Annotated in this window: 13 protein-coding genes; 10 read left to right on the top strand and 3 right to left on the bottom strand. The window is 62.2% G+C overall.

Annotated elements, in window-relative coordinates; genetic code table 11:
- The first annotated feature begins 42 nt into the window (after positions 1-42).
- The 4 genes from dnaN (at position 43) to NKI73_RS11845 (ending at position 3773) form a co-directional block, all read left to right on the top strand.
- Positions 43-1161, top strand: coding sequence for a DNA polymerase III subunit beta (gene dnaN / locus NKI73_RS11830; RefSeq protein ID WP_352629705.1), 1119 nt, complete (start codon positions 43-45; stop codon positions 1159-1161).
- A 187-nt stretch (positions 1162-1348) separates the two neighbouring features.
- Positions 1349-2494: a DNA replication/repair protein RecF gene (gene recF / locus NKI73_RS11835; RefSeq protein WP_352629707.1), complete on the top strand. Its 1146-nt coding sequence runs from the start codon at positions 1349-1351 to the stop codon at positions 2492-2494.
- 31 nt (positions 2495-2525) lie between these two features.
- On the top strand, positions 2526-3281 hold the full coding sequence (locus NKI73_RS11840; RefSeq protein WP_352629709.1) for a molybdopterin-synthase adenylyltransferase MoeB: 756 nt from the start codon (positions 2526-2528) through the stop codon (positions 3279-3281).
- A 3-nt stretch (positions 3282-3284) separates the two neighbouring features.
- A complete protein-coding gene (locus NKI73_RS11845) occupies positions 3285-3773 on the top strand; it encodes a GNAT family N-acetyltransferase (protein ID WP_352629711.1) in 489 nt (162 codons plus the stop codon).
- 38 nt (positions 3774-3811) lie between these two features.
- On the opposite strand, the gene NKI73_RS11850 is transcribed toward NKI73_RS11845, so the two are convergent.
- The gene (locus NKI73_RS11850) at positions 3812-4813 is read right to left on the bottom strand and encodes a 2-hydroxyacid dehydrogenase (protein ID WP_352629712.1); all 1002 of its coding nucleotides are present in this window, start codon (positions 4811-4813) and stop codon (positions 3812-3814) included.
- A gap of 159 nt (positions 4814-4972) precedes the next feature.
- Here NKI73_RS11850 and NKI73_RS11855 point away from each other — a divergent pair, with 159 nt between their 5' ends.
- Together NKI73_RS11855 and NKI73_RS11860 are read left to right on the top strand one after the other, a co-directional pair.
- Positions 4973-5533: an SH3 domain-containing protein gene (locus tag NKI73_RS11855; RefSeq protein ID WP_352629714.1), complete on the top strand. Its 561-nt coding sequence runs from the start codon at positions 4973-4975 to the stop codon at positions 5531-5533.
- A gap of 111 nt (positions 5534-5644) precedes the next feature.
- On the top strand, positions 5645-5980 hold the full coding sequence (locus tag NKI73_RS11860) for a DUF302 domain-containing protein (RefSeq protein ID WP_502905647.1): 336 nt from the start codon (positions 5645-5647) through the stop codon (positions 5978-5980).
- Positions 5981-6009: 29 nt separating this feature from the next.
- Here the strand turns inward: NKI73_RS11860 and NKI73_RS11865 are convergent, their stop codons facing one another.
- Both NKI73_RS11865 and irrA read right to left on the bottom strand, forming a co-directional pair.
- Complete coding sequence (locus NKI73_RS11865) at positions 6010-6384, bottom strand: DUF4260 domain-containing protein (protein ID WP_352629957.1); 375 nt, start codon at positions 6382-6384, stop codon at positions 6010-6012.
- Positions 6385-6395: 11 nt separating this feature from the next.
- Entirely contained in the window at positions 6396-6827 is a 432-nt protein-coding gene (gene irrA / locus NKI73_RS11870; RefSeq protein WP_024503471.1) for an iron response transcriptional regulator IrrA, read from the bottom strand.
- 243 nt (positions 6828-7070) lie between these two features.
- On the opposite strand from irrA, the gene fabA reads away from it, so the two are divergent.
- From fabA to NKI73_RS11890, 4 genes are all read left to right on the top strand, one after another.
- Entirely contained in the window at positions 7071-7586 is a 516-nt protein-coding gene (fabA, locus tag NKI73_RS11875; protein ID WP_352629717.1) for a 3-hydroxyacyl-[acyl-carrier-protein] dehydratase FabA, read from the top strand.
- 50 nt (positions 7587-7636) lie between these two features.
- Positions 7637-8857 carry a beta-ketoacyl-ACP synthase I gene (fabB, locus tag NKI73_RS11880; RefSeq protein ID WP_352629720.1) on the top strand — a complete coding sequence of 407 codons (1221 nt, stop codon included), beginning with the start codon at positions 7637-7639 and terminating at the stop codon, positions 8855-8857.
- A gap of 34 nt (positions 8858-8891) precedes the next feature.
- Positions 8892-9704, top strand: a complete 813-nt coding sequence (gene fabI, locus NKI73_RS11885; protein ID WP_352629722.1) for an enoyl-ACP reductase FabI — start codon at positions 8892-8894, stop codon at positions 9702-9704.
- 206 nt (positions 9705-9910) lie between these two features.
- Positions 9911-11455 (top strand): putative bifunctional diguanylate cyclase/phosphodiesterase, encoded by a 1545-nt coding sequence (locus NKI73_RS11890; protein WP_352629723.1) that lies wholly within the window; start codon positions 9911-9913, stop codon positions 11453-11455.
- Positions 11456-11768 lie beyond the last annotated feature (313 nt).

Here is an 11768-nt window from a genome sequence, read left to right on the forward strand (position 1 = left end):
TCATTGGTGACCCGTCATTCATTCAAGCGAGCCTGTTTCGTCATGCGTGTTATCCTGGAACGGTCAAATCTTCTGAAGTCGCTCAACCACGTCCACCGTGTGGTCGAGCGGCGCAACACCATACCGATCCTGTCCAACGTGCTGCTCAGCGCCGAGGGCGCCAGCCTTGAAATGAAGGCGACCGATCTCGACCTCGAGGTGACGGAAGCGACGCCCGCCAAGGTGGAGCGCGGCGGGGCGACGACGGTTCCGGCACATCTGCTCTACGACATCGTGCGCAAGCTCGCCGATGGCGCCGAGGTGATGCTGAAGACGGACGAGGACGGCAACGCCATGACGGTGACGTCAGGCCGCTCAAGCTTCCGCCTCCAATGCCTGCCACAATCCGACTTCCCCGAGCTTTCGGCCGGATCGTTCTCGCATATCTTTCGTCTCGACTCGGTTGCCTTGAAAGGCCTGATCGAGAAGACCCAGTTCGCCATCTCCACCGAAGAGACACGCTATTATCTGAACGGCATCTACCTGCACACGCATGAGGTCGGCGGCAAGCTGAAGCTGCGCTCGGTGGCGACCGACGGCCACCGCCTGGCGCGCGCCGAGATCGACGCACCGGCGGGTTCCGAGGGTATGCCGGGCATCATCATTCCACGCAAAACGGTGAGCGAGCTGCAGAAGCTGGTCGACGATCCGGATGTCGCGGTCACCACCGAACTGTCGGACACCAAGATCCGCTTCACCATCGGCAGCGTGATTTTGACCTCGAAGCTGATCGACGGCACCTTCCCCGACTATCAGCGGGTCATTCCGACCGGCAACGACAAGAAGCTGATCATCGACCGCCAGAGTTTTGCTGCCGCTGTCGATCGCGTCTCGACCATCTCCTCCGAGCGCGGCCGCGCGGTGAAGCTTTCGATCAGCGAGGGCCAGGTGACGCTTGCGGTCAACAATCCGGATTCGGGCAGCGCCACCGAGGAACTGGCCGCCGACTATTCGTCCGATCCGATCGAAATCGGCTTCAACGCCAAGTATCTGCTAGACGTTGCCGCGCAACTGACCGGCACGGAGGCCAAGTTCATGCTGGCCGATGCCGGTTCGCCGACGCTGATCCACGATATGGCCGACGAAACCGCACTCTATGTGCTGATGCCGATGCGGGTGTAGCCGGGGTCGAGTCATCGATCCGGCTCTGCGGCCGGGACCGGCCCTGAGAACGATGGTTACGGCTACTTCCAGAGCAATTCCAGGAAAAGTGTGAAACGGTTTTCCGTCCGGAATTGCGTCAAAACAAAGAGATAGAGCGGCTTGGCGTTTCCTTGAAACGAGGAATCGCTCGACAGGCGGATAGCGGTTGCCGGCACAGACCCACATAAGTAAGCTTACGCTTACTAATTTTCGCAACTACGCGGCGCTGACGATCGATCTGGCGCCGGGTGCTGTGGTTTTTTCCGGCGACAACGGTGCCGGCAAGACCAATCTCCTCGAAGCGATCTCCTTTTTGACACCGGGCCGTGGCTTGCGCCGCGCCCCTTACGCTGATGTCGCGCGCGAGGGTGGCGACGGCGGCTTTGCCCTGCATGCCCGGCTCGACGGGCCTGATGGCCAGGTCGAGATTGGAACAGGCATTTCCGGCGGCGACAACCCCGGCGAAGGCGGCAGGCGAGTGCGCATCAACGGAGCTCCGGCGCGTTCGGCCGAGGACATGCTGGAATGGCTGCGCGTGGTGTGGCTGACGCCGGCGATGGATGCGTTGTTCACCGGACCGGCCGCGGATCGCCGGCGCTTTCTCGACCGGCTGGTGCTGGCGATCGACCCAGGACACGGGCAGCGTGCGATCGACTACGAGAAGGCGATGCGCGGTCGTAATCGATTGCTTACCGAAGGATCCCGGGACGACCGCTGGTTCGACGCGATCGAGACGCAGATGGCCGAAACCGGTGTGGCGATCGCCGCGGCGCGGGCCGAGATGGTGCGTCTGCTTGCCGCCATGATCGACAGGCTGCCCGATACGGGGCCGTTCCCGCAGGCCGATATCGGCCTTTCGGGCGACCTGGAAGCCGAAATTGCCGCCGCGCCGGCAGTCGATGTCGAGGAGCGCTTCCGCCGGACGCTTGCCGACGGCCGCGACCGCGACCGTGCCGCCGGGCGCACGCTCGAAGGACCACATCGTTCGGACCTGGTGGTTCGGCACCGTCCCAAGGCGATGCCGGCCGAACTCTGTTCGACAGGCGAACAGAAGGCGCTGCTGGTCGGCATCGTGCTGTCGCATGCCCGGCTGACCGGCGAAATGTCGGGCATGACGCCGATCCTGCTGCTCGACGAGATCGCCGCGCATCTCGATGGCGGGCGCCGCGCGGCGCTGTTTTCGATCCTGGAAGAATTGAACTGCCAGGTGTTCATGACAGGAACCGACGCGGCGCTGTTTTCCAGTCTCACGGGGCGTGCGCAATTCCTGACCGTCGACCACGGTACGGTTGGGCCAACCGAAGGCCCCTGACAAGGTTTTTCCGGCACTATATGATCCGGCAATGACCCCTGCCGCCCTGACCGCCGACGAGATCGAACGCTATGCCCGCCACATCGTGCTGCCCGAGATTGGCGGCGCCGGCCAGCAGAGACTGAAGCAGGCGCGGGTGCTGCTCATCGGCGCCGGCGGCCTGGGCGCGCCGGTGCTGGAATATCTTGCCGCCGCCGGCGTCGGCACGCTCGGCGTGGTCGATGACGACACCGTTTCGCTGTCCAACCTGCAGCGTCAGGTCATTCACGGCACCGATACCGTCGGCATGCTGAAAACCCAGAGCGCCGAAGCGGCGATCGCCCGCATCAATCCCAACACCATTGTCGAAACGCACACGTTCCGGCTGACCGCGGATAACGCCGCTGCCCTCGTCGCCGGTTATGACATCGTCGTCGACGGTTCCGACAATTTCGAAACCCGCTATGTGGTGGCCGATGCCTGCGCGAACGCTGGGAAACCGCTGGTGCATGCCGCCGTCGGACGCTTCGATGGCTCCGTCACGGTGTTGAAGCCATTCGAGGACGGCAAGGACGGCAGCCCCAACCCGGGCTACCGCGATCTGTTTCCCGAGGCGCCACCGCCTGGCCTGGTGCCGTCCTGTGCCGAAGCCGGCGTGCTTGGCGCGCTGACCGGTGTCGTCGGCACGCTGCAGGCAATGGAGGCGATCAAGCTGATCACCGGCGTCGGCGAGCCGCTGGTCGGCAGGCTGCTGCTCTATGACGCGCTGGCGGCGCGCTTCGACACGATCCGCTACAAGAGAAACTGACCCGTGGAGCAGGCCGAAGCTGTCTCCATCACGCAGATCCCGGCCGATTTCGACCGTTGGAACGATGTGCTCGCACTGATCATGCATGCCTTCGCCTCGATGGACGGCGTCATCGACCCGCCCTCCTCGGCCAACCTGCTGACCGCCGACATTCTGCGGGACAAGGCGCGGCAGGAGACCGGCTTCGTGGCGCTCAACGGCGACAGGATCGTCGGCTGTGTCTTTGCTCTTGAAAGGGTGGCGGAACTCTATGTCGGCAAGCTCGCCATCGCGCCGGATTGCCAGGGACAAGGCATTGGCCGGCGGTTGATGCAGGCGGTCGAAGATCTTGCCCGCAGCCGCGGCAAGGTGGCAATCGAGCTTCAGACGCGGATCGAGCTGACCGCAAACCATGCAGCCTTTAGCCGCCTCGGCTTTCACGAAACCGAGCGGACGGCGCATGAGGGCTACGACAGGCCGACCTCGATCACCATGCGCAAGGCTGTTGAGTAACCCTTATCTTACGCTCAGGATCGTGCGCGCAAACAGCATTACGTCCGCAGCGGCAGCACGCGGTCCGGTGGGCGGTGGCCATCGACGAAGGCGCGGATGTTGATGATGACCTTTTCGCCCATGTCGATGCGGCCCTCGAGCGTCGCCGAGCCCATATGCGGCAGAAGCACGACCTTGTGCTTGGCGGCGAGCTTCAGCAGCTTGCCGTTCAGCGCCGGCTCGTGCTCGTAGACATCAAGGCCGGCGCCGGCAATCTTGCCGTCCTGGATCAGCTTGACCAGTGCTTCCTCGTCGATGATGTCGCCGCGCGCGGTGTTGACGATATAGGCCGTGGGCTGCAGCAACGCCAGCCGCCGCGCCGAAAGCAGATGGAAGGTTGCCGGCGTCGATGGGCAATTGACCGAAATGATGTCCATGCGGGCCAGCATCTGATCGAGGCTTTCCCAATAGGTCGCCTCCAGCCCGTCTTCGACGGCCGGCAGCACGCGATGGCGGTTGTGGTAATGGATCGACAGACCGAAGGCCTTGGCCCGCCTGGCGACGGCGGTGCCGATGCGCCCCATGCCGACAATACCCAGCCGTTTGCCCCAGATGCGCCGGCCAAGCATCCAGGTCGGCGACCAGCCGGCCCATTTCTTGTCGCCGGTGAGCACGTTGGCCCCTTCCGCCAGCCGCCGCGGCACCGCCAGCATCAGCGCCATGGTCATGTCGGCGGTGTCCTCGGTCAGCACATTGGGCGTGTTGGTGACGGTGATGCCCCTCTTGGCCGCGGCCTCGACATCGATCTTGTCGACGCCATTGCCGAAATTGGCGATCAGCTTGAGGTTGTCGCCGGCCTGGGCGATCAGTGCCGCATCGATGTGATCGGTCACCGTCGGCACCAGCACGTCGGCCTCCTTGACCGCCGCAACCAGTTCCGGCTGCGTCATCGGCCTGTCCTCGACATTCAGCCGGGCGTCGAACAGTTCGCGCATGCGGGTCTCGACCGGGTCGGGCAGCTTTCGCGTGATGACGACGAGAGGCTTCTTTTTGCCTACCATTGTTTCCTCGTACCCCGATCTCGTTGAGACCTCTTTAACCAAGACCGGCGAAACTGAAAGCCGGTCGCGGTGCCGATTAACCCATGTAACAAGCGGTGCCGCCGAAGACAAAGAAAAAGGGGCGCCGATGCCGCCAGGCAAGCGCCGAAAGGAATGAAAGTGTCTGGTTTCGCGTCGTTTCGCCTGACCCTCAGCGGAGCACTTCTCGGCGCTTTGCTTTATTCTCCGCTTGCCGCGGCGCAGAGTGCCGCAGCACCTGCCCAGAGCGTCGTCACGCTCGGGCCGAGCGGTTTGCCGCTGCCGCGATTCGTCAGCCTGAAATCCGGCCGCGTTAACTCGCGCGTCGGCCCCGGCGCCAACTACTCGGTCGACTGGATGTATATGAAGGCCGGCCTGCCGATGGAGATCATCCAGGAATTCGACACATGGCGGCGCGTGCGCGATGCCGATGGTTCGGAGGGCTGGATCAACCAGTCGCTGCTTTCCGGCCGGCGCACGGCAATCGTCGCACCGTGGCAGCGCGGCAAGGGCGCCCAGATCAATCTTCTCAACAGCCCCGACAAGGACGCAAGGGTGATCGCGATGGTCGAGCCTGGTGTCATGGGCACGATCAAATCCTGTGACGGCCAGTGGTGCGAAATGACGTTGGATGGTCACACCGGCTGGCTTGCCCAGTCGGTTGTCTGGGGTGCCTATCCCGGCGAACGGGTCAAGGACTGACCACCTCACCGAGAGAGTCAGAAGGACGCGGTATCCGATATAGGCCCGGCAATCACGGCAACGACAAGAGGCGCTTCGCGCTCTGGCTTCGCGCTCTGGCTTCGCGACGCCATCGCTGCTGCCGAGCTGTGGATCATCCATGAGATCGATCCGCAGGCCCTGCTCCAGAAAGGCGGGATCATCACCATTCGGCTTCGTCAACTGCTTTGGTTCCATCCCCGATACATGGCACGCCTGTTGCTGACCGATCCCAGCGCCGTGCCAGAAGCGCCGTTGAAGTTCGTGGTCAGCGAACAAGCAACCGGCGTGATGGTCCGCGCCTTGAACCCGGTTTTGGTGTTCTCGCCCTATCCCCGGCTTTTTGGTCTCGCACAAGAACTGTTCGACACGACGGAACGAATGCTACAGACGGTTTCCGCGATGCCGGTGTCGAGCGGCGGTATCTGACGGAGCAACGAGCGGTATGGCCGCCTGTATCAGACGGTAGTCGTTTGGCGCCCGATGCGGCCGAGATGGGTGTCCTGAAAGCCGGTTGGCAGCTTCAGGCCGTAACCCAGCGCACGGTCGATGGCGATGTGGGCGATCCAGATCAGCGCAACCGCCATCGCGGCCGCATTGCCCCCCATGTGCCCGGCGAGCAGCAGCAGCACGGGCACGATCAGAATATGCAACGCGTTGTAGGCAAGGGCACCGACGCGCGGTCCCGCCAGATAGCCGAACATCGACAGATCCGGCGCCAGGATAAGCAACCCGAAGAGCCACCAGGAAACGCCGGTCGACGCATAAAACACGACGGCGCCCACCGTAACGATTGCCCATTCGAGCCGTATCGTCAGATCAAGCGGCTTCAATCCCTCGCCGGTCATTCGCGGCGCTTGGGGCGCAGCCTCACCACGATGTCGACATTGGCGATCTCCATGCCCTCCGGCGGCTCCGGCAGGTTGGCAACGGTCACCGGACCGCTGTCTATGTCGAATATGCGGTTCTCGCCTTCGATGTAGAAATGGTGATGGTCGGAGGTGTTGGTGTCGAAATAGGTCTTCGCGCCCTCGACGGCGAGGATGCGCAACAGTCCCGCCTGGGTGAACTGGTGAAGGGCATTGTAGACGGTGGCCAGCGATACTGGCACGCCGGCGGCGACGGCCTCCTCGTGCAGTTCCTCGGCCGACAGATGACGGTCGCCCTTGGCGAAAAGCAGGTCGGCCAGCGCAATGCGCTGACGCGTCGGCCTCAGGCCGGCTTCACGGACCCGCTTGTCCACAGCGACATTTTCCTTCCGGCCGTCCAGGTCCATCTTCTCGTCGAACCCCACAGTTCCGCCCCAAGACACGTCCAGAATGGCAAAATAATGAACTTCTGCCGATACCGGACCTTTCAGGAGATATATTCTGTCGTCCGAATGCGATCAATAGCGCGCATTGACCCAGGCAGACGAGCAGGTTAAGCGCAAACGCCGGTTTCCGGCCTGAAACAGATTGTGTTAGGAAGCCAACGACAAGGGCACCCGATAGCCCGAAACGGTATGGGGATGAGGTTGATGACGGGTAAATCCAGCTACGAGTATGACGAATTGCTGGCCTGCGCCCGCGGCGAGTTGTTCGGACCGGGCAATGCCCAGCTTCCCTATCCTCCCATGCTGATGTTCGATCGTATCACCGAGATCAGCGAGACGGGCGGCGCCTTCGAGAAGGGTTTCATCCGCGCGGAATTCGACATCAAGCCGGACCTGTGGTTCTTTGCCTGCCATTTCATCGGCAATCCGATCATGCCGGGGTGCCTCGGCCTCGATGCCATGTGGCAATTGACGGGCTTCTATCTTGGCTGGCTCGGAGAACCCGGCAAAGGAATGGCGCTGTCGACCGGTGAAGTGAAATTCAAGGGCATGGTCACGCCCTCGGTGAAGAAGGTCGAGTATGGCATCGACTTCAAGCGCGTGATGCGAGGCCGGCTGGTGCTCGGCATCGCCGATGGCTGGCTAAAGGCGGATGGCGAGCCCATATACGCGGCAACGGATCTGAAGGTCGGTCTGTCCAAGCAGTCGGCGGTCGTTTGACCGCAGCCCTGGCCGCCCCCCCTGGCCAGCATCCCTGGAAGGAGTTGCGAATGAGACGTGTCGTAGTCACAGGCCTCGGCATCGTGTCGTCGATCGGCAACAATGCCAACGAGGTGCAAGCCTCGCTGTATGACGCCAGATCCGGCATCAGCTTCTCCGATTCGTTCGCCGAGCATGGCTTCCGTTGCCAGGTCTGGGGCGCGCCGACACTCGATCCATCGGCCATGATCGATCGCCGGGCGATGCGCTTCCTAAGCCAAGGTGCGGCCTGGAACCACGTTTCCATGGATCAGGCGATCGCGGATGCGGGCCTCGAAGAGAGCGACATCACCAATGAGCGTACCGGCATCGTCATGGGATCGGGCGGACCATCCACCCGCACCATCTTCGAGGCGGCCGAGACCACTCTGAAGAACGGCAGTCCCAAGCGTATCGGTCCGTTCGCGGTGCCGAAGGCGATGTCGTCGACCGCATCGGCAACGCTTGCCACCTGGTTCAAGATCCACGGCGTCAACTATTCGATCTCTTCGGCCTGTTCGACCTCGGCGCATTGCATCGGCAATGGCTACGAACTGATCCAGTGGGGCAAGCAGGACATGGTCTTTGCCGGCGGCCACGAGGATCTCGACTGGACGATGTCGGACCTGTTCGACGCCATGGGCGCCATGTCGTCGAAATTTAATGACAAGGCATCGACTGCTTCGCGCGCGTATGACGCCAATCGCGACGGCTTCGTCATCGCCGGCGGCGCGGGCGTGCTGGTGCTGGAAGAGCTCGAGCATGCCAAGGCGCGCGGCGCCAAGATCTACGCCGAGATCGTCGGCTACGGCGCGACCTCGGACGGCTACGACATGGTTGCCCCTTCAGGCGAGGGCGCGGTCCGCTGCATGCGCCAGGCACTGGCCACCGTTTCCACGCCGGTCGACTACATCAACACCCATGGCACATCGACGCCAGTGGGCGATTCCAAGGAAATGGGCGCGATCCGCGAGGTGTTCGGCGAAAAGATGCCCTACATCACCTCGACAAAATCGCTGACCGGCCATTCTCTGGGCGGGGCCGGCGTGCAGGAATCCATCTACTCGATCCTGATGATGCAGGGCGGTTTCATCGGCGAAAGCGCCCATATCGAGACCCTAGACCCCGAATTCGAGGGCATGCCGATCGTGCGAAAGCGCATCGACAACGCCAGGATCGACACTGTTTTGTCTAATTCGTTCGGCTTCGGCGGCACCAACGCGACGCTCGTTTTCCAGCGCTATTCCGCATAAGGCCAGCGTTGTTTTTTAATAAGGATTGCCGGCCATGGACGGATTGATGAAGGGCAAGCGCGGGCTTGTCATGGGTGTCGCCAACGATCATTCGATCGCCTGGGGCATTGCCCGGAAATTGTCCGAACATGGGGCGGAGCTTGCGTTCACCTATCAGGGCGATGCCTTCGGGCGCCGGGTCAAGCCGCTGGCCGACAAGCTCGGTGCCTCGCTGGTGGTGCCGTGCGACGTCGAGGACAGCGCTTCGGTCGCCGCCACGTTCGAGACCCTGGGCAAGGAATGGGGCGGGCTGGATTTCGTCGTCCACGCCATCGGCTTTTCCGACAAGAACGAGCTGAAAGGCCTTTACGCCGACACCAGCCGGGACAATTTCGTCCGCACCATGGTGATCTCCTGCTACTCCTTCACCGAGGTCGCCCGCCATGCCGCCGCACTAATGCAGAACGGCGGATCGATGATCACGCTGACCTATGCGGGATCGGTCCGCGTCATGCCGAACTACAATGTCATGGGCGTCGCCAAGGCAGGGCTGGAGGCCAGCGTGCGCTACCTCGCCAACGACTACGGTCCGCGCGCCATCAGGGTGAACGGCATATCGGCTGGACCGGTGCGCACGCTTGCCGGCGCCGGGATTTCCGACGCCCGCCACATGTTCTCCTACCAACAGCGCAACTCACCGCTGCGCCGCACGGTGACCATCGACGAAGTCGGCGGCTCCGCGCTTTATCTGTTGTCGGATCTGTCTTCCGGCGTTACCGGCGAAATCCACTATGTCGATTCCGGCTATCACATCGTTTCCATGCCGACGCTCGACGAATTGAAGCAGACCGACGGCGGACGAGACTAATGCATGTCGCCCAAGAGTGCGCAGCGGTCTTGGGACAACGACATTAATAAAACAAAAGCTTAAAATGCGCCGACGGAATCCGTTTCAACGCGACGCGCTTTAACCCTCTCAAGAAATACTTTCGGTCCAATAAAATTGGACGCATTCGCGGAAACTCATTTTAAGGAGATATCCGCTAGAAAGCCTCGTACTCTGGGGATCTTTCAATGTCCGCCGCCAGCAACCCGAAGCGAACACCGGTGTTCCGACTGCTTACCATAGCAAGCTCGGGTCTCGGCAGTTTCGTCCTCGGACTCTGGGGCCTGAAGCTCGGTCTCGGCGATGGCTTTGCCGGCATCTCGGCGGACATGATGGTCGCGATGTTGGCCGCCCTTTGCGCACTGGCGGCGTCGGTAGCCGCGATGTCCTTCTTCGCCGGCGTCGATGAATCGGTGGATTTCGTCTTCAAGGAAACCCATTTCGACAAGCTGACCGGCCTTTTGGCGCGCCCGGCAATGGTCGGCAAGATTGCCGAGGCGGCATGCGCGACAAGCCGGACCGGCGAGCCGATGTTCCTCATCGATATCGATATCGACCGGTTCAAGCAGATCAACGACGCCATCGGCTACAGCCAGGGCGACGAGTTGATCCGCGCCTTCACCAAGCGCTTGAAGACGTGCATGCCGCAGCGCGCGCTGATCGGACGCATCGGCGCCGGCGAATTCGCGATACTGCTCCCTGACAACCAGGTTTCAGGGTCATTGGAAAGCACCGTCGAGAGGCTCATCGACGAGATGATGGAGCCCTATGAGCTCACCACCCACATGCAATCGGTCAGCCTGTCGGTGGGCATCGTAGCGATGCCAAAGGACGGCGTCGATCCCGTCCTCATCCTGCGCCGCTCCAATCTGGCGTTGCAGAATGCGCGCGCCAGCGGCATCGGCAACTGGTCTGTCTTCCATGCCGAAATGGGTAGGGTCGCCGATCATCGCCAATGGATCGAATCCGAACTGAATACAGCTTTCGAGCGCGGTGACTTCGATCTTCACTATCAGCCGCAGCTCGATCTCCCGACCGGCCGCATCGTCGGCTACGAAGCGTTGATTCGCTGGCGGCATCCCGAACGCGGCATGATCCCGCCGATGGAGTTCATCCCGATCGCCGAGGAAACCGGCATGATCGGCCCGATCGGCGAATGGGTGCTGCGCAAGGCCTGCAGCGACGCCCGGCATCTGCCCGACGACTGTTTCGTCGCCGTCAACATCTCGCCCGTGCAGTTCATGACCAAGGACTTCGTCGGTATCGTGCGCGACACCATGACGAGCACCGGCATCAAGCCGTCGCGGCTAGAGCTGGAAGTGACAGAGACGGCGATGATGCAGGATCGCGACCGCGCCGCCGCCATCCTGAAGCAGCTTGCGGACATGGGCATCTCGGTCGCAGTCGACGATTTCGGCACCGGCTATTCTAATTTGAGCTACCTGATCGACTTCTCGTTCGGCAAGCTGAAGATCGACCGGTCCTTCGTCAGCCGCCTCGATACCGATTCCAGCTCCGGCGCGGTCGTCTCGACCATCGTCGGGCTTTCGCGGGCGCTCGGCGTCAGCATCATTGCCGAAGGCGTCGAGACCGAAAGCCAGGCGACGCTGCTCAGGGCGGCTGGCTGCGAGGTAGTGCAAGGCTACCTGTTCGGCCGGCCGGCACCACTCAAGTTCAGGGTTGGCGACGCGCATGTCACCGACGAAGTCCGGCGCGTAGCCAATCTGCATTGACGCCAGGCGGAAAATCTGGCGCCGCAGACGTCCTTCGCGGGCCTCGATCAGCGATGTCATGATTCCAGCCGTTGCAGGAGTGCATCTCGATTGAAACGATATCCTCTTCTCCAGGGCTGTCTCGGCATACTGATGGTGTCCGTGCCAAGTGCACTTCTGCTGCTTGCGCTGGTTCGGCCTTGGAATGGGACCCTCGCCGCATCCGATCTTTGGACCGTGTTCGCCGCAAGTCATGGTCCAGGTTTGCTTTTTCTGGGCATTTTCATTTCGCTTTGTTCGTTTCGACTTCACGCCAAATGGGTATGAGCGATCG

Origin of the sequence: Mesorhizobium sp. M0496 (assembly GCF_040321205.1) — a bacterium.
Classification (GTDB): Bacteria; Pseudomonadota; Alphaproteobacteria; order Rhizobiales; family Rhizobiaceae; genus Mesorhizobium.